Origin of the sequence: Streptomyces sp. NPDC048424 (genome assembly GCF_040651555.1) — a bacterium.
GTDB lineage: Bacteria > Actinomycetota > Actinomycetes > Streptomycetales > Streptomycetaceae > Streptomyces.
In genome coordinates, this window is sequence record NZ_JBEZKE010000017.1 from 17,331 (window position 1) to 39,914 (window position 22,584).

General features: G+C 72.8%; 24 protein-coding genes and 1 pseudogene. 16 read left to right on the plus strand and 9 right to left on the minus strand.

What is annotated here, in order from left to right; all coding sequences use genetic code 11:
- The first annotated feature begins 115 nt into the window (after window positions 1-115).
- Both AB0D29_RS23595 and AB0D29_RS23600 read left to right on the plus strand, forming a co-directional pair.
- Window positions 116-916, plus strand: a complete 801-nt coding sequence (locus tag AB0D29_RS23595; RefSeq protein ID WP_362856824.1) for a type II CAAX endopeptidase family protein — start codon at window positions 116-118, stop codon at window positions 914-916.
- Between the two features lie 87 nt (window positions 917-1,003).
- Complete coding sequence (locus tag AB0D29_RS23600) at window positions 1,004-1,711, plus strand: hypothetical protein (RefSeq protein WP_362856826.1); 708 nt, start codon at window positions 1,004-1,006, stop codon at window positions 1,709-1,711.
- Window positions 1,712-1,797: 86 nt separating this feature from the next.
- On the opposite strand, the pseudogene AB0D29_RS23605 reads toward AB0D29_RS23600, so the two are convergent.
- A pseudogene (locus AB0D29_RS23605) lies at window positions 1,798-2,610 on the minus strand (PhzF family phenazine biosynthesis isomerase); the annotation flags it as partial.
- A gap of 153 nt (window positions 2,611-2,763) precedes the next feature.
- Entirely contained in the window at window positions 2,764-3,336 is a 573-nt protein-coding gene (locus AB0D29_RS23610; protein ID WP_362856828.1) for a hypothetical protein, read from the minus strand.
- Between the two features lie 407 nt (window positions 3,337-3,743).
- Between AB0D29_RS23610 and AB0D29_RS23615 the strand changes: the two genes are divergently transcribed.
- On the plus strand, window positions 3,744-4,367 hold the full coding sequence (locus tag AB0D29_RS23615; RefSeq protein WP_362856830.1) for a PadR family transcriptional regulator: 624 nt from the start codon (window positions 3,744-3,746) through the stop codon (window positions 4,365-4,367).
- Between the two features lie 88 nt (window positions 4,368-4,455).
- Here the strand turns inward: AB0D29_RS23615 and AB0D29_RS23620 are convergent, their stop codons facing one another.
- Window positions 4,456-4,884, minus strand: a complete 429-nt coding sequence (locus AB0D29_RS23620) for an SRPBCC family protein (protein WP_351590568.1) — start codon at window positions 4,882-4,884, stop codon at window positions 4,456-4,458.
- 172 nt (window positions 4,885-5,056) lie between these two features.
- Between AB0D29_RS23620 and AB0D29_RS23625 the strand changes: the two genes are divergently transcribed.
- Together AB0D29_RS23625 and AB0D29_RS23630 are read left to right on the plus strand one after the other, a co-directional pair.
- Window positions 5,057-6,031 (plus strand): EamA family transporter, encoded by a 975-nt coding sequence (locus tag AB0D29_RS23625; RefSeq protein WP_362856832.1) that lies wholly within the window; start codon window positions 5,057-5,059, stop codon window positions 6,029-6,031.
- Between the two features lie 161 nt (window positions 6,032-6,192).
- Entirely contained in the window at window positions 6,193-7,158 is a 966-nt protein-coding gene (locus tag AB0D29_RS23630; protein ID WP_362856834.1) for an EamA family transporter, read from the plus strand.
- Here AB0D29_RS23630 and AB0D29_RS23635 read toward each other — a convergent pair.
- Complete coding sequence (locus tag AB0D29_RS23635) at window positions 7,140-7,841, minus strand: pyridoxamine 5'-phosphate oxidase family protein (RefSeq protein ID WP_362856836.1); 702 nt, start codon at window positions 7,839-7,841, stop codon at window positions 7,140-7,142. The two genes, AB0D29_RS23630 and AB0D29_RS23635, sit on opposite strands and share 19 nt — an antisense overlap.
- A gap of 37 nt (window positions 7,842-7,878) precedes the next feature.
- Here AB0D29_RS23635 and AB0D29_RS23640 point away from each other — a divergent pair, with 37 nt between their 5' ends.
- The gene (locus tag AB0D29_RS23640; protein WP_362856838.1) at window positions 7,879-9,213 is read left to right on the plus strand and encodes an aminotransferase class I/II-fold pyridoxal phosphate-dependent enzyme; all 1,335 of its coding nucleotides are present in this window, start codon (window positions 7,879-7,881) and stop codon (window positions 9,211-9,213) included.
- A gap of 140 nt (window positions 9,214-9,353) precedes the next feature.
- On the opposite strand, the gene AB0D29_RS23645 is transcribed toward AB0D29_RS23640, so the two are convergent.
- The gene (locus AB0D29_RS23645) at window positions 9,354-10,376 is read right to left on the minus strand and encodes a DMT family transporter (protein ID WP_362856839.1); all 1,023 of its coding nucleotides are present in this window, start codon (window positions 10,374-10,376) and stop codon (window positions 9,354-9,356) included.
- 38 nt (window positions 10,377-10,414) lie between these two features.
- Between AB0D29_RS23645 and AB0D29_RS23650 the strand changes: the two genes are divergently transcribed.
- On the plus strand, window positions 10,415-11,314 hold the full coding sequence (locus tag AB0D29_RS23650; protein ID WP_362856841.1) for a LysR family transcriptional regulator: 900 nt from the start codon (window positions 10,415-10,417) through the stop codon (window positions 11,312-11,314).
- A 36-nt stretch (window positions 11,315-11,350) separates the two neighbouring features.
- Here AB0D29_RS23650 and AB0D29_RS23655 read toward each other — a convergent pair whose 3' ends face one another.
- Window positions 11,351-11,824 carry a pyridoxamine 5'-phosphate oxidase family protein gene (locus AB0D29_RS23655; RefSeq protein WP_362856843.1) on the minus strand — a complete coding sequence of 158 codons (474 nt, stop codon included), beginning with the start codon at window positions 11,822-11,824 and terminating at the stop codon, window positions 11,351-11,353.
- A gap of 76 nt (window positions 11,825-11,900) precedes the next feature.
- Here AB0D29_RS23655 and AB0D29_RS23660 point away from each other — a divergent pair, with 76 nt between their 5' ends.
- The 8 genes from AB0D29_RS23660 to AB0D29_RS23695 all read left to right on the plus strand — a co-directional run bounded on the left by AB0D29_RS23660 (window position 11,901) and on the right by AB0D29_RS23695 (window position 18,871).
- Window positions 11,901-12,515, plus strand: coding sequence for a cysteine hydrolase (locus AB0D29_RS23660; protein ID WP_351304481.1), 615 nt, complete (start codon window positions 11,901-11,903; stop codon window positions 12,513-12,515).
- 18 nt (window positions 12,516-12,533) lie between these two features.
- Complete coding sequence (locus tag AB0D29_RS23665) at window positions 12,534-13,373, plus strand: HipA family kinase (protein WP_362856844.1); 840 nt, start codon at window positions 12,534-12,536, stop codon at window positions 13,371-13,373.
- Entirely contained in the window at window positions 13,370-13,753 is a 384-nt protein-coding gene (locus tag AB0D29_RS23670; protein WP_362856846.1) for a DUF3037 domain-containing protein, read from the plus strand. The genes AB0D29_RS23665 and AB0D29_RS23670 overlap by 4 nt, the downstream gene beginning before the upstream one ends.
- A gap of 412 nt (window positions 13,754-14,165) precedes the next feature.
- On the plus strand, window positions 14,166-14,927 hold the full coding sequence (fabG, locus tag AB0D29_RS23675) for a 3-oxoacyl-ACP reductase FabG (RefSeq protein ID WP_362807120.1): 762 nt from the start codon (window positions 14,166-14,168) through the stop codon (window positions 14,925-14,927).
- Between the two features lie 34 nt (window positions 14,928-14,961).
- The gene (locus tag AB0D29_RS23680; RefSeq protein WP_030722335.1) at window positions 14,962-15,723 is read left to right on the plus strand and encodes an SDR family oxidoreductase; all 762 of its coding nucleotides are present in this window, start codon (window positions 14,962-14,964) and stop codon (window positions 15,721-15,723) included.
- A 152-nt stretch (window positions 15,724-15,875) separates the two neighbouring features.
- Entirely contained in the window at window positions 15,876-17,459 is a 1,584-nt protein-coding gene (locus AB0D29_RS23685; RefSeq protein WP_362856848.1) for an ABC transporter substrate-binding protein, read from the plus strand.
- A 110-nt stretch (window positions 17,460-17,569) separates the two neighbouring features.
- The gene (locus AB0D29_RS23690; protein ID WP_030722329.1) at window positions 17,570-18,238 is read left to right on the plus strand and encodes a uracil-DNA glycosylase; all 669 of its coding nucleotides are present in this window, start codon (window positions 17,570-17,572) and stop codon (window positions 18,236-18,238) included.
- 96 nt (window positions 18,239-18,334) lie between these two features.
- Window positions 18,335-18,871, plus strand: a complete 537-nt coding sequence (locus tag AB0D29_RS23695) for a hypothetical protein (protein ID WP_362856850.1) — start codon at window positions 18,335-18,337, stop codon at window positions 18,869-18,871.
- Window positions 18,872-18,895: 24 nt separating this feature from the next.
- Here AB0D29_RS23695 and AB0D29_RS23700 read toward each other — a convergent pair whose 3' ends face one another.
- Together AB0D29_RS23700 and AB0D29_RS23705 are read right to left on the minus strand one after the other, a co-directional pair.
- Window positions 18,896-19,414 carry a hypothetical protein gene (locus AB0D29_RS23700; protein ID WP_362856852.1) on the minus strand — a complete coding sequence of 173 codons (519 nt, stop codon included), beginning with the start codon at window positions 19,412-19,414 and terminating at the stop codon, window positions 18,896-18,898.
- Between the two features lie 118 nt (window positions 19,415-19,532).
- Window positions 19,533-20,057, minus strand: coding sequence for a DinB family protein (locus tag AB0D29_RS23705; RefSeq protein WP_362856854.1), 525 nt, complete (start codon window positions 20,055-20,057; stop codon window positions 19,533-19,535).
- 84 nt (window positions 20,058-20,141) lie between these two features.
- Between AB0D29_RS23705 and AB0D29_RS23710 the strand changes: the two genes are divergently transcribed.
- On the plus strand, window positions 20,142-21,047 hold the full coding sequence (locus AB0D29_RS23710) for a Gfo/Idh/MocA family oxidoreductase (protein ID WP_362856855.1): 906 nt from the start codon (window positions 20,142-20,144) through the stop codon (window positions 21,045-21,047).
- Here AB0D29_RS23710 and lnt read toward each other — a convergent pair.
- The gene (gene lnt / locus AB0D29_RS23715; RefSeq protein ID WP_362856856.1) at window positions 20,992-22,569 is read right to left on the minus strand and encodes an apolipoprotein N-acyltransferase; all 1,578 of its coding nucleotides are present in this window, start codon (window positions 22,567-22,569) and stop codon (window positions 20,992-20,994) included. The genes AB0D29_RS23710 and lnt overlap by 56 nt on opposite strands.
- Window positions 22,570-22,584: the final 15 nt, after the last annotated feature.

Genomic DNA, 22,584 nt, shown 5'->3' on the forward strand with positions numbered 1-22,584 from the left:
GCCCGGCGGTCCCGTCGACGCCGTTGATCCCGTTGTCCCCCCGCAGTGATCCTCCCGGTCTCCCGAGGAGGCAGTATGGGGTCGTCGCAACGGGATGGCAGGACGGGAGTCGGGCGTGCGGGCGGATCCGGAGCCGGTGTTCGTGGAGCTGGGCGAGGACGGGCGGCGGGCTCTCCTGCGCAACGAGACGCTGCTCGTCCTCGCGCTGTCGCTGGGCGCGAGCGGGGTCTCGGCGCTGATCAGCTTCATCGGCTCGCTCACCAAGCCGGGGGGACTGAAGGACCAGGCCGCCACCCTCAACGGCTCGTACGCCCCGGGCCGGCCCTGGCTGGACCTGGCGTGGCAGCTGTTCGGCATCGCGAGCGCGCTGGTCCCCGTCCTGCTGGTGGCGCACCTGCTGACCCGCGAGGGCGCCCCCGGGCTGCGGGTGCTGGGCTTCGACCGCACCCGGCCCATGGCGGACCTCGCCCGGGGCGCTCTCGTCGCCGCGGGGATCGGGAGCGCGGGGCTCGCCTTCTACCTGGGGGCGCGGGCCGCCGGATTCAACCTCACGGTGGTGCCCGAGGCGCTGCCGGACGTGTGGTGGAAGTTCCCCGTACTGATCCTCTCCGCGCTGCAGAACGCCGTGGTGGAGGAGGTCATCGTGCTGGCCTACCTGCTGCGCCGGCTCGGCCAGCTCGGCTGGTCGCCGATGGCCGCGCTGCTGGCCAGCTCGGCCCTGCGCGGCTCCTACCACCTCTACCAGGGCGTCGGCGGCTTCATCGGCAACATGGTGATGGGCGTCGTCTTCGTCCTGGCCTACCGCCGCTGGGGCCGGGTGGGCCCGCTCGTCGTCGCGCACGCGCTCCTCGACATCGTGGCCTTCGGCGGCTACGCCCTGCTGGCGGGCAAGGTGGGCTGGCTGCCCACGCCGTGATGCGGCGGACCACCCGATCGGCCCCTCCGGGCGGGGGCGGACGGCGGAGCGGTGCGACGCTGAAGGGGAGGTGAGGAGGCGCGCCCGGTGGCTGTCATGGACTCCCTGGTGCCGTTCGCGCCGTTCCTCGTGCCCGTGGTCAGTGGCCTGGTGGGCGGGGCCAGCCTCCTCATCCGGGACCGCCGCGAGGCACGCAGCTCCGACCACCACTACCGCAGGCGACTGGAGAAGGCCCAGCTGGAGGTCCAGTTCCTGAGCGGCTGGATCCAGGCCAAGGAACTGGCGCCGACCGACGCGCCGGCCCCGGACCCGGGGCGCTGGCTGGACGAGTGCTACGCGTCGGTGCGCCGCGCCAAGGCGGACACGGGCGGCCGGGACCGGACGGGTCCGGTCTCGCTGCGGCGCCTCCTGCTGCTGGGGGAGGTGAGCGGCCCGGCGAAGAGCATGCGGATCGCCTACTGGATTTCCCTCGTCCTCTTCAACGGGGCGCTCGCGTGGTGGGTGAACGCGCTCGTCACCGGCGTACCCGGTTTCGCGCACGAGGAAGGCGCCTCCGAGTCCGAGGAGATCGCCTCTTACCTGGCATTGGCGGGCGTCTTCTTCGTCGTGTCGGCCGTCCTGTGGGTGTGGACGGTGCACCTCGGCGCGGCGGAGCCGGAGCAGGTCTACCGCAAGCGGATCGACTCGGCCGCATGGCTGGAGCAGGAGGAGAAGCGGCGGAGCGCCGCGCGCGCGAAGGCGGAGGCGAAGGCGAAGGGGCGATCGAAGGGGGACGGGGGCGGGTCCGCGCCATGACCCGGCCCCGGTCCTGCCCCGGTCCCGCCCCGGCCCGGCTCCCGCGTCCGGGCCCCGTGGTCACCCCGCCTGTGCGGCCCCGGGCGGGCGAACAGCTCGCCGTCGAGGACGGTGACGGCCCGGCCGGCCAGCAGGGTGCGGTCGCCCGCCAGCGTCACCCGTACGAGACCGCGGCGCGCGCCGCCCTGGAGGCCGGTCAGCTCCGTACGGCCCAGGCGCTCGGCCCAGAAGGGAGCCAGCGCGGTGTGGGCGCTGCCGGTCACCGGGTCCTCGTCGATCCCGAAGGCGGGGAAGAAGCCGCGGGAGACGAAGTCGTACCCGCGGGAAGGGTCCTCGGCGGCCGCGGTGACGATGACCCCGCGCTTGGCGAAGGCGCGCAGGGCGGCGTGGTCCGGCGTCAGTTCGCGGACGGTCTTCTCGTCGGCGAGCTCGATCACGAGGTCGCCGATGTGCGCGGCGGTGTCGTGCACGGAGAGGATCGGCGCCCCGCCGAGCGCGTGGTCCACGGCGGCCGGCGCCGGGACCGGGGTCAGGGAGGACGTCGGGAAGTCCATGGTGATCGTCCCGTCCCCGGCGGTCTCGGCCGTGAGGATCCCGCAGCGCGCGGAGAAGCGGATCAGCCCCGTGGCGAGGCCCGCGGACGCCAGGACGTGCGCGGTGGCCAGGGTCGCGTGGCCGCACATGTCGACCTCGGCGGCCGGGGTGAACCAGCGCAGCGCCCAGTCGGCGTCCCCGCCGGGCGGCAGGGGATGGGCGAAGGCGGTCTCGGAGAGGTTCACCTCGGAGGCGACCTGCTGGAGCCAGGCGTCCGGGGGGAAGCCGGTGTCGAGGATCAGGACTCCGGCGGGGTTCCCGTGGAAGGGCCGGTCGGTGAAGGCGTCGACGATTCGGATGCGCATGCATCGACGGTAGGGCGGTTCCTTGATCGCCGACAAAGACCAATCCGGGGTGACTGGACCGGTCGTTGCCCCGGGCCGGTCGTTGCCCCGGGGCGGTCGGTGCCCCCGGGGCGGGCCGGCCCGGGTGTGGGCCGGCCCGGAGCCGGGGCCGGCTCAGGTCCGGGAGAGCGCCTTCGTGCCCGACAGCAGCGGGATGAGGTCGAAGTTCCCGTCACCGCGGCCGCAGGTCGGGGCCGTGTCGGGGGTGTCGGAGACCTTCGTGCCGGTCGTGAAGCGGCCGTCGCGGCGGGTCGGGACCACGGTGGTGAAGTGGTCGTCGAAGCCGCCGGCGCCGTAGTAGTACACGCACTGCTGGAGGTTCACGTAGCGCCCGGCGGACAGGTCCAGGGCCTTGACGTCCGAGAGCAGGGGGACGAGGTCGTAGAGGCCGCGGCCGGGGCCGCAGTTCGGGGTCGTGTCGGGCGTGTCGGAGACGTTCGTCCCGGCTGAGAACTCCCCGCCACCGAGCGAGATCACGGTGGTCAGGTGATCCCGCTGGCCGTCGGAGTAGTAGACGCACTGGTGCAGGTTCAGGTAGCGCCCGGCGCTCAGGTCGAGGGCCTGGACGGCCGCCCACGGGTGGTGGGGCGTGAAGTTCCCGTCCCCGGCGCCGCAGGACCGGGTCTGGTCGGGGGTGGCCGACGTGGCGGTCCCGGTCGTGAACCGGCCGTCGCGGCTCGGGACCACGGTCGTGAAGTAGTCGACGACGCGGGGGGGACGAGTACACGCACTGGTGCAGGTTGAGGTGATTGCCGGCCAGCTGCCGGGGGCCGTCGGCGGTGGCCGGGCCCGGCACTACGAGCAGCAGTGCGGCGGCGGCCGCGGCGGCGAGCCACGTCCTGGCGCGTCCCTGAAGGCGCACGGATGTCCCCTTTGCGGGTTGTTTGGGCATGTTCGCGGCCCAGCACAGCACACACCCGCACGCCCTTCGCCTGAAAGTTCGGTCGCCAATCCACCCCAAGGTGTGTCATCGGATCACGTGTCGCTGACGAGTTTCCGATATATCGTTGACGCATCGCGATGGATCAGCGATAGTTGAGCCATCGGATCACCGATGACAGGAAGCACGACAACGTGACGAAAGGAGCGCAGTCATGCGTTCACACGGACAGCACGGACACGACCACGGTCATGACCACGGACGGGGCCACGACCACTGCGGGCCCGATCGTCGGGAGGGTTTCAAGGGGCGTCGCGCCGCCTTCGGACCGTTCGGGCCGCCCTTCGGCGGCGGGCCCTTCGGGGGTCGGGGCGGGCGCGGTGGGCGAGGCGGCGGACGGGCCCGGCGCGGTGACGTACGCGCCTCGATCCTGGCGCTGCTCGCCGACCGGCCGATGCACGGCTACGAGATGATCCAGGAGATCGGCGAGCGCAGTGGCGGGGCCTGGAAGCCCAGCCCGGGCTCGGTCTACCCGACCCTGCAGCTGCTCGAGGACGAGGGGCTCATCACGAATGAGAGCGAGGGCGGCAAGAAGCTGTTCACGCTCACCGACGCCGGCCGCACCGAGGCCGAGTCGGGCCCCGACGCACCGTGGGCCGACGCCGGCCGCGGCTTCGACTTCGAGGCGATGCACGAGGTCCGGACGGCCGGGATCGGCCTGATGGAAGCCTTCGGGCAGGTCTTCAAGACCGGCTCGCCCGAGCAGCGCGAGAAGGCGCTCGGGGTCATCAACGACGCCCGCAAGAAGCTCTACCTGATCCTGGCCGACGAGCACTGAGGACCGGGCAGGTCCCGGCACCACACGGCGCGCCCCGCGAGTCCGCTCGTGGGGCGCGCCGTCGTGTACGGGGGTGGGCGGCGGCCGGTCAGGCCACCAGGCCGGCCAGCTTGCGCAGCGACTCGTTCAGTGCGGCGGTGGCCGAGTCCTTGAGCTTGCCCGCCATCAGCGAGACGGCCGCCCCGGTGAACTCTCCGTCGATGCGGACCGTGGTGGCCCCGCCGTCCGGGGTCAGGGTGTACCGGGTGAGGACGGCCACGCCCATCGGGCCCTTGCCGGTGATGGCGAAGAGGCGCTCGTCCTCCAGCTCCGAGACGGTCCAGACGACCTCGGCCGGGAAGCCCATCATCTTCATGTTCTCGGCGAAGGTGGACCCGACCGCGAGGGTCTCCGGGCCGCCCTTCGGGAAGTTCGTGTGGGTCATGCTCCACTGGCCGTACGCGTCCCAGTCCGTGAGCTGGGACCAGAGCTTCGCGGCGGACGCCTCGATGCGTGATTCCGCGGTGACTTCGGCCATGCGACCACCCCTTCTCGTCGGGTACGTGCGGCGGAACGTAGCCCCGGCGGGCGGAACATTCAATACTGACGACCTGTCAGAAACTGTGGGGGTCGGCAGCGCGCGGTATCGAGTGCATCTCAACAGGTGTCACGGCCGTGACGGTACTGACCGGCCCTGTCATGATGGCCGGATGCAAGCGTCAGGGAAAAATGCCGGGCTGGGCCTCGCCCTCGTCTCGGCGTTCGCGTTCGGTGGTTCCGGAGTGGCGGCGAAGCCGCTGATCGAGGCGGGTCTGGACCCCCTCCACATGGTCTGGCTCAGGGTGGCCGGGGCAGCGCTCGTGCTGTCCCCGCTGGCCTGGCGCCACCGTGACCTCGTCCTGCGCAAGCCCTTGCTGCTCGCCGGCTTCGGGCTGGTGGCCGTCGCGGGTGTGCAGGCCTTCTACTTCGCCTCCCTCTCCCGGATCCCGGTGGGCGTGGCCCTGCTGCTGGAGTACCTGGGCCCCGCGCTGCTGCTCGGCTACATCCGCTTCGTGCAGCGCAAGCCCGTGACCCGGGGCGCCGCCGCGGGCGCGGCCGTGGCCGTCGTCGGCCTGGCCTGCGTGGTGGAGATCTGGTCCGGGCTGAGCCTGGACCCCCTCGGCGTGCTCTTCGGCCTCGCCGCGGCCTGCTGCCAGGCCTTCTACTTCGTCTTCGCCGACCAGGGCGCCGACGGCGACGACGCCCCCGACCCGCTCGGGGTGATCGCGTACGGCATGCTCGTCGGCGCCCTGGTGATGACCGTGATCGCCCGGCCGTGGGAGATGGACTGGCAGGTGCTGGGCGGCCAGGCCTCCGTGGGCGCCGCGATGGTGCCCGCGCCGGTGCTGCTCGCCTGGGTGGTGCTGGTCGCGACCGTCTTCGCGTACCTGACCGGTGTGGTCTCGGTGCGCAGGCTCTCGCCGCAGGTCGCGGGCGTGGTGGCCTTCCTGGAGGCGGTCGTCGCCACCGTGCTGGCCTGGGTCCTGCTCGGCGAGTACCTCTCGACCTGGCAGATCGTCGGCGGCGGCCTGGTGCTGGGCGGCGCCTTCATCGCCCAGTCCTCCCGGCCGTCCCCGCCGGTCCCGCCGGTACCGCCCGCCGTGGGCGGTCCGGCCCTGCTGGACCGCGAGACGACGACGGCCTAGGGTGGCGATCATGCATTCGACCGTGCTTCCGCCTCCTGCCGCCTAGCGCGGGCGGCGCCTCGACGATCTGACCCGGCCCGGGGAGTTCCCGGGCGGGTACGTGCTGCCCGCGAAGCGATGACCTGCTTCTTCTCATCCTTCACGCAAGCGCGGAGAGTTTCGTGTCGAACCATTCGCCCGCTGCCGGGCGCAGTCTGCTGTACCTCGTCGTCGCCGGAGCCGCCTGGGGCACCGCCGGGGCGGCCGCCTCACTCCTCTTCCTGGCCAGTGACCTCGGCCCGCTCGCCCTGTCGTTCTGGCGGTGCGCGGGCGGGCTCGTGGTGCTGCTGGCGGTGCTCGCCGTACGGGGGTCCCGTCCCGGGCCGGGCCGGACGCGGCCCTCGGTGCGTTCGCTGATCGCGACAGGGCTGCTGTTCACCGTCTTCCAGGCCGCGTACTTCGCCGCCGTGCGCGAGACCGGCCTCGCGGTGGGCACCGTGGTCACGCTCGGCGCCGGGCCGGTGATCATCGCGCTCGGGGCCCGGTACTGGATGGGCGAGCGGCTCGGCCGCGGCGGCGTGGCCGCCGTCCTCGGCGCGCTGGCGGGGCTGGCCGTACTGGTGCTGGGCAGCGGGGGCGGCGAAGTGCGGCCGCTCGGCGTCGGCTGGGCGCTGCTGTCGGCCGCCGGCTACGCGGGGATGACGCTGCGGGCCCGGTGGCTCGGGCAGCGCGGCGCGGGCGGGGACCCGCTGGTGACCACCGCCTGGTCGGTCGCGGTCGGCACGGTGTGCCTGCTCCCGCTCGCGGCGGCGGAGGGGCTGCTGGCGCACACCGCCGACATCGGGCGGGTGCTCTGGCTGCTGGTGTACGTGGCCACCGTGCCGACGGCGCTGGCGTACGCGCTCTACTTCACGGGAGCCGCGGCGGTACGGGCCGCCACCGTGTCGGTGATCATGCTGATCGAGCCGGTGAGCGCGGCCGTGATCGCCGTCCTGCTCCTCGGGGAGCGGCTGACCGCCGCCGTGGTGCTGGGCACCGTACTGCTGCTGACGGCGGTGGGCGCCCTGATCGCGGCGGAATCGCGCCGTCCGGCGGGGGCGGCCGTGCCCGCCGCCGTCCGGCGCAGTCCTCAGAGCGCGGTGATGTAGTCCGGGACGGCGATGCCGGGGGCCAGGTCCGCGGCGGGCACCGGGGTTCCGAAAACGGGGGCGACCGGGACCACGCCCGCCCAGTAGGGCAGGTCCAGGTCCTCGGCGTCGTCGTTGCTCGGGCCGGTGCGCAGCTTCGCGGACACCTCGGTCAGATCCACCCGGATCACCGCCGTGGCGGCGAGCTCCCTGGCGTTGGCGGGCCGGATGTCGGCGGAGCGGCCCGGCACGGCGGAGTCGACCAGGGCGTCCAGGGCCATCCGGCACTCCGCCTCGTCGGTGACCTGGTAGGCGGTGCCGTGCACGACCACCGAGCGGTAGTTGAGCGAGTGGTGGAAGGCCGAGCGGGCCAGCACGAGACCGTCGACGTGGGTCACGGTCACACAGACGGCGAGGCCCGGATCGGCCTTGCCGGCCGCGAGCAGCGGCCGCGAGCCGGTCGAGCCGTGGATGTAGATCGATTCGCCGACCCGGGCGAACAGCGTGGGCAGGACCACGGGCGCGCCGTCACGGACGAAGCCGAGGTGGCAGATGTAGGCCTCGTCGAGTATCGAGTGCACCGTCTCGCGGTCGTAGCGCGCCCGGTCGCGGGATCGGGTGGGGACCGTGCGGTCGGTGGGCTCGTACGCGCCGGTCGTCCCGGTGCGCTCGGTCGTCGTCTCCGTGGCGGGCGTGGCGGTCATGATGCCGACTCCATTGCACTAGTGCATACTTGGGTTTGTGCTAGTAGAGTATCGGATCACAGGGCGGGGCACAGCGGATATCGCGGCCAGCGTCGAGGCGGGCGTGGCATCGGGCGCGCTGCCACCCGGATCGCTGCTGCCGCCGATGCGGGAGCTGGCGGGCGAACTGGGCGTCAACCCCAACACCGTGGCGGCCGCCTACAGGACACTGCGCGAGCGCGGGGTCATCGAAACCGACGGGCGGCGCGGAAGCCGGGTGCGGCCGCGCCCCTCCACCACCCCGCGCGACGCGCTGCGGATGGTGGTGCCGGCGGGCGTGCGCGACATCGCGGAGGGCAATCCGGACGTGTCGCTGCTCCCCGCCCTGGACGCGGCGCTGGCGGCGGCGGCCCGGCGGTACGCGCGGGCGCCGTCCCTCTACGGCGCCGACCCGGTCGCGCCGGACCTGGCCCGGCTCGCCCGGGCGGACTTCGACGCGGACGCCGTGCCGCCCGGCCCGGTGGCGGTGACCTCGGGAGCGCTGGACGCGATGGAACGGGTGCTGGTCGCCCACCTGAGGCCGGGGGACGCGGTGGCGGTCGAGGACCCGGGCTGGGGAGGCTCGCTCGACCTGGTCCCGGCGCTGGGCCTGCGGGTGCTGCCGGTGGCGGTGGACGACGACGGGCCCCGGGCCGACGCGGTGGCCCGGGCGCTCGCCGCCGGGGCCCGGGCGCTGGTGGTGACCTCGCGGGCGCAGAACCCGACCGGTGCCGCGGTGAGCGCGGAGCGGGCGGGGGAGCTGCGGGAGTTGCTGGCGCGCCACCCGGGGGTGCTGCTGATCGAGGACGACCACGGCCACGGGATCGTCGACCTGCCGCTGCACCCGCTGAGCGGGGTCACCGGGCACTGGGCGCTGATCCGGTCCACGGCGAAGGCCTACGGGCCCGACCTGCGGCTCGCCGTGCTGACGGGCGACGCGGTGACCCTGGACCGCGTACGGGGGCGCCAGCGGCTGGGCCCGGGCTGGGTGAGCCGGCTGCTCCAGCACGCGGTGGTGGAGCTGTGGACCTCGAACGCCGTGGACCGGGCCGCCGTGGCCCGCGCGTACGGGGAGCGGCGGGACGCCCTGGTCGAGGCGCTGCGGGAGCGGGGGGTGCGGGCGCACGGGCGGAGCGGGCTGAACGTGTGGGTACCGGTGGCCGACGAGACGGTGGTGATCACGAGGCTGCTCGCCGCGGGATGGGCGGTGGCGGCCGGGGCGATCTTCCGGGTCGAGGCGGGACCGGGCGTGCGGCTGACGGTGTCGCAGCTGGGGATCTCGGAGGTGCCGGGCCTGGCGGACGCGGTGGCCGCGGCGGTCCGGACGGGGGTCGCGGGCGGGCGCAACGACTGACCGCACGGGTCGGCCCCCGGCCCGCAGCCGGTGCCGCCTCGGACCACCTCTTCCAGTCCTGCCGACAGGACTGGAAGAGGTGGTCCGGGCGGAGGTGACCCACGGGGCCGAGCCGATCGGCAAACACCCCTGGGCACTGGTCAGGCGGGCTTTCGTGTGCCGGGGCGGGTCTGGCTGAGGGCGGCTCCGGCCAGGACGATCGCGGCGCCGACCGGGGTGTTCCAGTGCAGCTGCTCGCCGAGGACCAGGACGCCCGCGGCGGTGGCGATGACCGGGATGAAGTAGGTGACCATCTGGGCGGTGGTCGGGCCGACCTCCGTCACCAGGCCGTACTGCATCTGCAGGGCCATGCCCGTGCCGAGGGCGCCCAGGGCGATCACCGAGAGGGTCGGCCAGAGCGGGAACGAGCTCGGCGCCGTGGTGAAGAGGGCGCTGACCAGCGAGAGCTGGAGGGTGGAGACCATGAGCTGGCCGCCGGTCAGGGCCACCGGGGAGCCGGGGGTGCCGGCCAGCGTGCGGCGGACGTAGATCCAGCCGATGGGGTAGCAGAGGGCGGCCAGCAGGGCGAGCGCGGTGCCCCGGGCGTCGACGCCGGAGAAGCCCTGCCAGGCGCCGAGGACGATGAGGACGCCGAGGAAGCCCAGGCCCAGGCCCGCGAAGCGGCGGCGCGTGGGGCGGTCCTCGGACAGGGCGACCATCGACAGCGCCATGCCCCACAGCGGGGAGGTCGCGTTGCAGATGCCGGCCAGGGTCGAGGGGATGCTCAGTTCCGCGTACGCGAACAGGGAGAACGGCACGGTGTTGAGCAGCAGCGCGGCCACGCCGAGGTGGCCCCAGGTGCGCAGCCCCCGGGGCAGCTTCTCGCGGCGGACCAGCAGTACGGCGAGGAGGGCGAGCGCGCCGAACAGGACCCGGCCCAGGGCCACCTGGAAGGGCGCGTACGCCTCCGTGCCCACCTTGATCAGGAGGAAGCTGAAGCCCCAGACGACCGAGAGGATCGCGAACCGGACGCGCCAGTCGAGGAGCCTGGTGCGCCAGCCGGCGGTGGCGGCGGTCGTGGCGGTCGTAGGGGTGGAGGTGGTGGCGGTGGTGGTGAGGGTGGGCCGCGGGGCTGTCGGTGCGCTCATGACCCTTACTGTGCTCGTGTCAACTTCGTAGGACAAGCGAGAGTTTCTCCAGTCGACGGCGTAGCATCGCTTACATGTTGAACCTGGAGCGCCTGCGCACCCTCGATGCCCTCGCCCGCCACGGCTCGGTCAGCGGCGCGGCCGACGGGCTCCACGTCACCACCTCCGCAGTGTCCCAGCAGATGGCCAAGCTGGAGCGCGAGGTCGGCCAGCCGCTGCTGGCCAGGAACGGACGCGGGGTCCGGCTCACCGACGCCGGGCGGCTGCTCGCCGATCACGCGGCCCGGATCATCTCCCAGGTGGAGCTCGCCCAGGCCGATGTCGAGGCCCAGCGCGGATGCGCCGTCGGCGAGCTGCGGATCGGCGCCTTCCCGACCGCCATGCGCGGACTGCTGCCGCAGGCCCTGTCCGCGCTGCGCGCCGGGCACCCGGACGTGCGGGCGCGGGTGCGCGAGCAGGAGCCCGAGGACAGCATGGCCGCCGTCGTGCGCGGGGACCTCGACCTGGCGCTGGCCATCGACTGGCACAACAAGCGGATGCCGGTGCCCGCCGAGCTCACCCGGACCCACCTGCTGGACGACTCCGTCGACATCGCGGTCCCGGCCGGTCACCCGCTGGCCGACAAGAGCAGGATCTCGCTCGCCGACTTCGCCGACGACGACTGGATCTCCTGGAACGAGGGGCAGTTCTGCCACGAGTGGCTGGTGTTCACCCTGCGCGGTACGGGCGTCGAGCCGCGCATCGCCCACATCGCCGAGGAGCACCACACCCAGCTGGCCTTCGTGGAGGCCGGCCTCGGCGTGTGCGTGGCGCCGAAGCTGGGCCGCGGCCCGGTGCCGCCGGGGGTGCGGCTGCTGCCGGTCTGCGACGCCGTACGCCGCCACGTGTACGCCGTCTGGCGCGCGGACGCCGACCGGAGGCCCTCGATCCGGGCCGCGGTCGACGCCCTGCGGCTGGCGGCCGCCGGGCTGTAGTGGTCCGCCGCTCCTGCCCGCGGCCCCGGACACCCCCTAGAGCTTGCGGAAGTCCCACGAGACGATCGAGTCGGGGGTCAGACGGATCCAGGCGTGCCGCCCGTCGTGCGGCATCTCCTCGATGCCGAAGTTCTTGACCGGGAAGATCCGCTCGGCCTCCGCCAGTTCGGGGCAGGGCTCGCCGGTGCGCGGGGCCTCGCCCACGAAGACGGCGCTGCCGGACAGCTCCACCCCGCGCAGTTCGTCGTAGGACTCGCCCGAGTCCACGACCACCGAGATCCGCGGGTCCTTGCGCAGGTCGGACCAGCGGCGGCTGCGCGTGATCGAGTACAGCCACAGCGAGTTGCCGTCCCAGGCGAACCACAGGGCGCCCACGTGCGGCCGCCCGTCGGGGGAGACCGTCGCGACCCGGCAGGTCTTCTGCTCGCGCAGGAAGGAGTCCACTTCCGCGTCGCTCATCATGATGCGCCGGCCCCGCCGCTGCGAAGTCCCGGTTCGTGACTCGTCCATCCGTCCTGCACCCCTTCACATCTGACTGTGTGTCAGGAATCATGAGGGCTCTTCCGTCGCCACGCCAGGGGGAGCCATGCCGGATCTCGATCCCGCCACCACCGCGCTGCTCACCGTCGAGTGCCAGAACGGTGTCGTGGGCGAGGAGAGCGCGCTGCCCGAGCTCGCCAAGGAAGCCCGGGACTCCGGGATGCTGGAGCGGGTGGCCGCGCTGGTCGACGCCGCGCGCGGGGCCGGCGTACAGGTGCTGCACGCCGTCGCCGAGCGGCGGCCCGACGGGCTCGGGGCGAACACCAACGCCCGGCTGTTCCGGGCCGCGGAGAGGCTGCCGGTGCGCCAGCTGACCGGGAGCCGGGCCGTGGAGGTCGCCGCCCCCATCGCCGTCGCCGGGCAGGACCTGGTGGTCCGCCGGCTGCACGGGCTCTCCCCGATGGCCGGCACCGACCTCGACGCCCTGCTGCGCAACCTCGGCATCCGCACCCTCGTCGTCACCGGGGTCTCCTCCAACATCGCCATCCCCAACACCGTCTTCGACGCCGTGAACCTCGGCTACCGGGTCGTGGTCCCCGCCGACGCCATCGCCGGGGTGCCCGCCTCCTGCACCGCCGAGGTGATCCGCAACTCCCTCGCCCTGGTGGCGTCCATCACCACGGCCGAAGAGCTCCTCAATCAGTGGGCTCCCGCCCCCTGACCCCCGTAACCTGGGCGGATGCTGTCCGAAGTGATCGCGACCCGCTACGTCACGCCCCTGCGTGAGGGCGGCTCGCTCCCGGGAATCGTCGAGGCCGACGACCTCGGTACCTACGTCATGAAATTCACCGGAGCCGGCCAGGGCCGCAAGACCCTGGTCGCCGAGGTCATCTGCGGCCGCCTGGCCCAGCGGCTGGGACTGCGCGTCCCGAGACTGGTCCAGATGCAGCTCGACCCCGTCATCGGGCTCGGCGAACCCGACCAGGAGGTCCAGGAGCTGCTCAAGGCCAGCGGCGGGCTCAACCTCGGCATGGACTACCTGCCCGGCTCGATCGGCTTCGACCCGCTCGCCTACCAGGTGGACCCGGCCGAGGCGGGGCGCGTGGTCTGGTTCGACGCCCTCATCAACAACGTCGACCGGTCCTGGCGCAACCCGAACATGCTGGTCTGGCACGGGGACCTCTGGCTCATCGACCACGGCGCCACCATGATCTGGCACCACAACTGGCCCACCGCCGGGGCCGCGGCCGCCAAGCCCTACAACGCCTCCGACCACGTACTGGCCCCCGTGGGCCCGGACATCGAGGCGGCGGCCGCCGCCCTCGCGCCGCTCGTGACCGAGGAACTGCTCACGGAGGTCGCGGCCGACGTCCCCGACGAGTGGCTGGTCGACGAGCCCGGCTTCGACTCCACCGACGCGCTGCGCCGCGCCTACGTGGAGGCGTTGCTGCCGCGCGCGGCCACGATCCACGAGAGGATCACCATGGAGGCCGAGGTCAAGCAGCGGTCCGGTCCGCCGGGCTGGCTGGCCGAACGCCTCGCCCCCCTGCCCCACAAGAAGAAGAGCGACGACGAGTGACCAAGCGGGACGTGTTCGAGTACGCGCTGGTGCGTGTGGTGCCCCGGATGGAACGGGGCGAGTGCTTCAACGCCGGCGTGATCGTCTACTGCCGGGCGCACGCGTACGTCGCCGCGCGCACCCACCTCGACGAGGCGAAGCTCCTCGCGCTGGATCCGGGGGCGGACGTGGCCGGGGTGCGGGCCGCGTTGCACGGGGTCGAGGGCGTGTGCGCGGGCGGGGTGTCCGCCGGGCAGGCGGCCGGTGACGATGCGGGGCGGCGGTTCCGGTGGCTGATCGCTCCGCGGAGCACGGTGGTGCAGCCGGGGCCGGTGCACACCGGCCTGACGGCCGATCCGGCTGCGGAGGTGGAGCGGTTGCTGGACCTGCTGGTCCGCTGACTTCGGGGTCCCGCCGGTGGACCGGTGCGGCTCCGTTGCGGGGGCTCCGCCCCCGAGCCCCCGCGCCTCAAACGCCGGCGGGGCTGAAAGATCGGGGCGCCGCCCCGGACGCAGCGCCTGAAACGCCGGCGGGGCTGAAAGATCGGGGCGCCGCCCCGGACGCAGCGCCTGAAACGCCGGCGGGGCTGAAAGATCGGGGCGCCGCCCCGGACCCAGCGCCTCAAACGCCGGCGGGGCTGAAAGATCGGGGCGCCGCCCCGGACCCAGCGCCTCAAACGCCGGCGGGGCCGAATGTGGCTGGACCTGTCGCCGTTGACACCGGGTGCCAGGGCTCCTAGCGTCTCCTCAGTTGAAGCTACTAAGCGGTTGCTCACCTCTGGGCGGCCGTCTCTCAAGGGCGAGGAGATCCAGCATGTCCACCACCGAGCAGCGCGTCGCGATCGTGACCGGGGCGGCCCGGGGCATCGGCGCGGCCACCGCCGTACGCCTGGCCGCCGAGGGCCGGGCCGTCGCCGTACTCGACCTCGACGAGGCGGCCTGCAAGGACACCGTGGAGGCGATCACGGCGGCCGGCGGCAAGGCCCTGGCGGTCGGCTGCGACGTCTCCGACGCCGCGCAGGTGGAGGCCGCCGTCGCGCGCGTCGCGAGCGAGCTCGGCGCCCCGACCATCCTGGTCAACAACGCCGGTGTGCTGCGCGACAACCTGCTCTTCAAGATGAGCGAGACCGACTGGGACACGGTCATGAACGTGCACCTGCGCGGCGCCTTCCTGATGTCGAAGGCCTGTCAGAAGTACATGGTGGAGGCCAAGTTCGGCCGCATCGTGAACCTCTCCAGCAGCTCGGCGCTCGGCAACCGCGGCCAGGTCAACTACTCCGCCGCCAAGGCCGGTCTGCAGGGCTTCACCAAGACCCTGGCCATCGAGCTCGGCAAGTTCGGCGTCACCGCGAACGCCGTCGCCCCCGGCTTCATCGTCACCGAGATGACCGCCCAGACGGCCGCCCGCGTCGGCATGGGCTTCGAGGACTTCCAGGCGGCCGCCGCCACCCAGATCCCCGTCCAGCGCGTCGGCCGCCCGGACGACATCGCCAACGCCATCGCCTTCTTCACGGGCGAGGCGGCCGGCTTCGTCTCCGGCCAGGTCATGTACGTCGCCGGCGGCCCGCTCAACTGACGATCCAAGAGATCACGAGAGGCAGGCGCACGTCATGACGTACGACGGTATCGACAGCGGCAAGGTCGCGCTGATCACCGGGGCGAGCCGGGGCATCGGCTACGGCATCGCCGAGGCGCTGGTCGCCCGCGGCGACCGGGTCTGCATCACCGGACGCAGCGAGGACGCACTCAAGGAGGCCGTCGAGCGGCTCGGTGCGGACCGGGTGATCGGGGTCGCCGGCAAGGCGCACGACGAGGCCCACCAGGCCGTCGCCGTCGAGCGCGCGATGGAGGCCTTCGGCCGCGTCGACTTCCTGGTGAACAACGCGGGCACCAATCCGGTCTTCGGACCGATCGCGGACCTGGACCTCGGGGTCGCGCGCAAGGTCTTCGAGACCAATGTGATCTCGGCGCTCGGCTTCGCCCAGCGGACCTGGCACGCCTGGCAGAAGGACAACGGCGGGGCGATCGTGAACATCGCCTCCATCGCCGGCGTCTCCGCCTCGCCCTTCATCGGGGCGTACGGGATGAGCAAGGCCGCCATGGTCAACCTCACCCTCCAGCTCGCCCACGAGATGGCACCGGGTGTCCGGGTCAACGCGATCGCCCCCGCGGTGGTCAAGACCAAGTTCGCGCAGGCGCTCTACGAGGGCCGGGAGCAGGAGGCCGCGGCGGCCTATCCGCTCGGCCGGCTGGGGCTCCCGGAGGACATCGGAGGGGCCGCCGCGTTTCTTACATCTGCACAAGCGGAATGGATCACGGGCCAAACTCTGGTCGTCGACGGTGGGATGTTCCTCAATGCTGGTGTGCACTGACCGATAGTCGGACACATTTGCCTCCGAAAGGGAGGTAAATGCGTACTGAATATGCACGTAACCGGTCAAGTGCCCCACGAAACCACCCCATTGGATTCGTGGGGCACTGCGGTAGGGTCTGCCGCACCCCTGGCTGATCGAGGAGCGTGCACGTGTTCAACCGGACCAGATGCCTGCAGATCACTGCGGCCCTTGCGTCCATATCCCTGCTCGCCGGATGCGGCCTGCTGTCGGAGGACAACGACGACGACGTCAAGAAGATCGTCGTGGGCACCACGAGCGCACCGAGCACCCTCGATCCCGCCGCCGCGTGGGACGGCTCCTGGGAGCTGTACCGGAACGTCTACCAGACGCTGCTGGCGTTCCCCACGGGCTCCACCAAGCCCCAGCCCGACGCCGCCCAGAACTGTGAGTTCACGGACGGGGCGAGCCAGGCCTACCGGTGCACCCTGCGCAAGGGCCTGAAGTTCTCCAACGGCGAGCCGCTCGACGCCAAGGCGGTCAAGTACTCCCTCGACCGGATCAAGACGATCGGCTCCAAGGTCGGTCCGAAGGACCTCTTCGGCAGTCTCGACAAGATCGAGACCCCGGACGCCCTGACGGTCGTCTTCCACCTGAACACCTCGGACGCCACCTTCCCGTACGTCCTCGGCTCGCCCGCCGCCTCGCTGGTCGCGCCCAAGGACTACCCCGCCGACAAGGTGCGCCAGGACGGCAAGATCACCGGCTCCGGCCCGTACGTGCTCGACTCGTACAAGGAGGGCACCGAGGCCGTCCTCGGCAACAACGGGAGCTACACGGGCTTCGCCAACCGCCGTAACAAGGCGGTGACCATCCGCTACTTCCAGGACTCCCAGAAGATGGTCGCGGCCCTGAAGGCCAAGGAGATCGACGCCACCTACCGAGGCCTGTCGGCCACGGAGATCACCGACCTGCAGAGCCCCGCCGCGCACGCGCAGGGCGTCCAGGTCGTCGAGAACGTCGGCGCCGAGATCCGCTACCTGGTCTTCAACCCCAAGGACCCCGCCGTCGCCAAGCCGGCGGTCCGCCAGGCCATCGCCCAGACCATCGACCGCGGGACCCTCGTCTCCAAGGTCTACCAGGGCACCGCCGAGCCGCTGTACTCGATGGTCCCCAAGGGGGTCGTCGGCCACAAGACGCCCTACTACGACAAGTACGGCCCCGCCGACGCCACCAAGGCCAGGAAGATCCTCAAGGACGCCGGGGTGCCCACGCCGGTCGACCTGACCTTCTGGTACACCACCGACCGGTACGGCTCCTCCACCGCCGAGGAGTTCACCGAGCTCAAGCGCCAGCTGGACGAGAGCGGACTCTTCCGGATCACCCTGCGCAGCCAGCCCTGGAAGACCTTCCAGGAGGGCTACAAGGGCCAGGAGTACCCGGTCTTCGGCCGTGGCTGGTTCCCCGACTTCCCGGACCCGGACAACTTCATCGCGCCGTTCGTCGGCAAGGAGAACGCGGTCGGTACCCCGTACGAGCCCACCGAGATCCTCACCGAGCTGCTGCCCAAGTCCCGCCGCGACGGCGACCGCTCCGCCGGGGTCCAGCAGTTCGAGAAGGCACAGCAGATCTTCGCCGAGGACGTCCGGCTGCTGCCCCTGTGGCAGGGCAAGCTGTACGTCGCCGCGCAGGAGGACATCGCGGGCGCCGAGCGGGCGCTGGACCCGCAGACCGCCATGCAGATGTGGGAGCTGTACCGCAAGACCAGCTGGTAGCGGCCCCGCCCGGGGCATCCGCCCCGGGCGGCCGACGCGTTGTCAGTGGCCCCCGGTAGGTTCTGGAGCAGTTGCACGAACTTGTACCGGAGGTTGTCGCCGTGACCCAGATGCTGCCCGAGTCCTGGCTCCCCGTCCTCGGCGGGGAGCTGGACCAGCCCTACTTCAAGGAACTCACCGAGTTCGTCGAGAAGGAACGGGCGAACGGGCCGGTCTACCCGCCCCGCGAGCAGGTGTTCGCGGCCCTGGAGGCCACCCCCTTCGACCAGGTGAAGGTGCTCGTCCTGGGCCAGGACCCGTACCACGGCGCCGGCCAGGGCCACGGCCTGTGCTTCTCCGTGCAGCCCGGGGTCAAGACCCCGCCCTCGCTGCGCAACATCTACAAGGAGATGAAGGAGGAGCTCGGCCTGCCCGTCCCGGACAACGGGTACCTGATGCCGTGGGCCCGGCAGGGCGTCCTGCTGCTCAACGCGGTGCTCACCGTCCGTGAGGCCGAGCCCAACTCGCACAAGGGCAAGGGCTGGGAGAAGTTCACCGACGCCGTGATCCGCGCGGTGTCCGAGCGCCCCGACCCGGCCGTCTTCGTCCTCTGGGGCGCCTACGCCCAGAAGAAGATCCCGCTGATCGACGAGGAGCGGCACGTCGTCGTCAAGGGGGCCCACCCCTCCCCGCTGTCGGCCAAGAAGTTCTTCGGGTCCCGGCCCTTCACCCAGATCAACGAGGCCATCGCCGCCCAGGGCCATGAGCCGATCGACTGGCGGATCCCGGACCTCGGCTGACGTCCCACCGCGCCTCGGCGCCATTGCCGGTGCCTCCGGCTAGCTTCTTGATGATCAGACCCGGAGCAGGTCTGGCGGAGCGAGCCGGAGGCCGCGGTGACGGAGCAGCAGGAGGCGTCGGAGGACGCCGTCATGACCAGGATCGGCCAGGCGGTCATCCTGCTGCACGCCGGGGACCGCGAGGAGGCCCGCAACCGGCTCGGCGCGATCTGGTCGGAGATCGGCGAGGAGGGGGACGACCTCCACCGCTGCACCCTCGCCCACTACATGGCCGACGCCCAGGACGACCCTGCCGACGAACTGGCCTGGGACCTGCGGGCCCTGACCGCCGCCGAAGCCCTGCGCGACCCGCCCGCCACCGGGCCCCGGGACGGGGGGAGCGCACCGCGGGAACCGCATCTCGCGATGCGCGTGTTCTACCCGTCCCTGCACCTCAGCCTGGCCGCCGACTACCTGAAGCTCCAGCACCCCGAGGCCGCCCGGGTCCACCTGGCGCGGGCCCGAGCGGCCACCGGGGCGCTCCCCGACGACGGGTACGGGAACGGCGTGCGCGAGGCCATCGCACGGCTGGAGCGGCGCCTGGCCACGGAACCGGGCACCGGACCCCGTCCCTTCCCCGAGCAGTCTCCCTAAGCCGTCTCTTTCGGCACCCGGCGGTCAGCCGTCGTGGACGCCCGCGCAGATGCGGGCCTCCGGGCTGTCGGGGTGCCAGCGGCCGTGCCGGCGGCCCAGCGCGCACACGTCGGCCGGCCGCACCGGCAGCTTGCGCAGCAGCTCGCGCTCCACCTCGGCGTCGGGCCGGGAGTGGTGCGGGCGGCCGCCAGGACGCCCGGACGCGGGCCCGGCCGGCTTCGGCGGCTCCGGGATGTCCGGGACCGGTGGCACGTCCGGCACGGGCCCGCCGGAGGGGCGCTGGGCGGACCTGCGGGCGGGCGCGGGGGCCACCGGGTGCGCGGGCCGCTCCGGGACCGCCTTCAGCGCCTCCAGGGCGGGCGCCTGGACGACCACGGGGGCGGCCCCGGGCCCGCCGCGCGGCTCGTGACGGGGCAGCCCGCCGGTGGCGGGGACCGCCGCCGGCTGCACGGGACCGGGGCTCACGTTCACACAACCGGAGACGGCCGAGACGGCACAGGCGACTCCGAGCAGCAGGGTTGTCGTGGTTCGGGTTGGATGCACCCGCGCAACTCTGCTGTGCGAAGACCCCGTTGCGAAAACCCTGGGCGGATATTCACCCCGCACGGGTGACGGGGAGCGGGTGTCCGGCGGATCCGGCCCGGGCCCTCCCGGACCGGACCTAGTCGCCCGTGGCGCCGTCTATCTGCTCGCGCAGCAGGTCCGCGTGGCCGTTGTGGCGCGCGTACTCCTCGATCATGTGGGTGTAGACCCAGCGCAGGCTGAAGACCTCGCCGCGGTGGTGGCTCTCCGCCTTCGACACCAGGTCCAGGGAACGGCCCGAGGCGGCCTGGCGGGCCAGTTCGACCTCGGTCTGCCACACCTGCTCGTTCTCGGCCCAGCCGGCGTCCTCGGCGAAGTGGAAGTCGCCGTCAGGGTCCTCGTCGGTGCAGTGCAGCTCGGGAAGGTCCTCGCCGAGCATGATCTCCCGGAACCAGTACCGCTCCACCTCCGCCATGTGCCGTACGAGGCCCAGGAGGCTCAACTCGGAGGGCGCGAGCGGGGTGCGGCGCAGCTGCTCGTCCTGGAGCCCCTCGCACTTCCAGGCGAGGGTCGCGCGGTGGTAGTCGAGCCAGCCGTCGAGCATGTCCCGCTCGTCGGCGGTGGTCGCGGGCTCGGTGCGATGTGATCCGGAACTGGTGGTCATGGGGGACATCCTCGGTGAACGGGGCCCCTGCCACCAGGGATTAAGCTGCTGAAGTCCCACAAGGATCAACCTGGAGGTTTCCCGGTGAAGGTCGGTTGCATCGGACTCGGCGACATCGCGCAGAAGGCGTACCTTCCCGTCCTCACCACCCGCCCGGGCATCGAGCTGCACCTGCAGACCCGTACCCCCGCCACCCTCGAGCGGGTCGGCGGGATCCACCACGTCCCCGCCGCGCGCCGGCACACCGATCTCGACGCACTGCTCGCCGAGGGGATCGACGCGGCCTTCGTGCACGCCTCGACCGCGGCCCACCCCGAGATCGTCACGCGGCTCCTCCGGGCGGGCGTGCCGACGTACGTGGACAAGCCGCTCGCCTACGAGCTCGCGGACTCGGTGCGGCTGGTGGAACTGGCCGAGGAACGCCGGGTCTCGCTCGCCGTCGGCTTCAACCGCCGCCACGCGCCCGGCTACGCGCAGTGCGCCGACCACCCGCGCGAGCTCATCATCATGCAGAAGAACCGGGTCGGGCTGCCCGAGGACCCGCGGACCCTGGTCCTCGACGACTTCATCCACGTCGTCGACACCCTGCGCTTCCTGCTGCCCGGCGAGGCCGAGCACGTCGACGTCCGGGCCGTGGTGCGCGAGGGGCTGATGCACCAGGTGGTGCTCCAGCTGTCCGGCGCCGGCTTCACCGCGCTCGGCATCATGAACCGCCTGTCCGGCTCCACCGAGGAGATCCTGGAGGTCTCCGGCCGGGACACCAAGCGGCAGGTCGTCAACCTCGCCGAGGTCATCGACCACAAGGGCCAGCCGACCGTCCGGCGCCGCGGGGACTGGGTGTCCGTGGCCCGCCAGCGCGGCATCGAGCAGGTCGTGGACCACTTCCTGGAAGCCGTCGAGACGGGCAGGACCCTCAGCGCCCGGGACGCGCTGCTCACCCACCAACTGTGCGAGCAGGTGGTGAAGTCGGCTCTGGAGCAGGCCTCCTGAGCGAACGGACGCCCGCCACCGCGCAGTACACCGCGAGCACGGCGAGGGCTGCCCCCACCGGCCAGTCCCCGAAGCGCCCGTAGAGGGTCGTGCCCCGGGCGAGCGGGACCTCGTACACCGCCGCCGCGCTCGCCGAGGTCGGCAGGGCCGCGCCGATCCGCTCGCCGGACGGGCCGTGCACGACGCTGATGCCCGTGAGGGTGGCGTGCACCATCGGGCGGCCGTTCTCGGCCGCGCGCAGGGCCGCCAGCGAGGCGTGCTGGGCCGGGGCCCAGCTCTCCTGGAAGGTCGAGGTCGCCGACTGGGCGATGAGCACCGAGGCCCCGCCCCGGGTCAGGTGCCGGCTCATGTCGGGGAAGGCCGACTCGAAGCAGACCAGGGGGCCGAGACGGACGCCGGCGGGTGCGCTGCCGGCCCCGTCCGGCCGGGCGGGCAGGTCCATGATCACGGGGGCCCTGCCGGCCACCCGGTCCTCGCCGGCCGCCTTGCCGACCGAGGTGGCCCAGCCGAGCAGCGCCCGGGCCGGTACGTACTCCCCGAACGGGACGAGCCGCATCTTGTCGTACCGGTCGCCGGTGGGGCCCCCTGGGCCCACCAGGACGGCGCTCTTGTAGATCCCCGGCCGGTCCGCCCGCCGCGCGTCCACGTTCACCAGCAGCGGAGCCCCGACCTCCGCCGACAGCGAGGCCAGCCGCCGGGCCAGGTCCGGGCGGGCCGCCAGGTCCTCGCCGACGCTGCTCTCGCCCCACACCACGAGATCGACCCGCTGCCCGGCGAGCGGCCGCGTCAGCCGCTCTCCGGCCGCGAACCGCCGCTCCGCGCTGTCCGGACCGTCCGCCACCGGCCCCGGCTGTACGACGGCCACGCGCAGCCGGCCGGACTCCGCGGGCACCGCCGCCCACACCCACACCACCGCGGTCAGCACCGCGCACCCCGTCATCCCCGCCACCGCCGGGATCCGCGCCCCCGGCACCGCGACCAGCAGCACCACGGCGCAGTTCACCGCCACCACGAGCAGGCTGACCAGCCACACCCCGCCCACGGAGGCCAGCCGCAGGGCGGGCGGCACCTGCCACTGACTCGCCCCCAGCAGACCCCACGGCCCGCCCAGCCCCTGCCAGGACCGGACCAGCTCCGACAGCAGCCAGCCCGCCGGTACGAGGACCAGCGCGGACAGTGCCCGGCCCGCCGACGGGACCCCGCCGAGCAACTCCCGTACCAGGAGGCCCCAGGGGATCCAGAGCAGCCCCAGCAGGGCGGCCACCGGCACCAGGAAGACGTGCAGACTGGGCAGCAGCCAGTGGTGGACGGCCACGATGAACCCGGCGCCGCCGAGCCAGCCCTCCAGGGCCGCCCGCCGCCCGGTGGGGGCCGACCTCAGCAGCAGCATCCAGGGCACGAGGGCGACGTAGGCGAACCACCAGAGCGCGGGGGCGGGGAAGGCGAGGGCGGGCAGCGCTCCGGCGGCGATCGCGGCGGGCACGCGCCACCGGGGAATCCACTCGCTGCGCATCGCGACCATGGCGCGCCTCCGCTT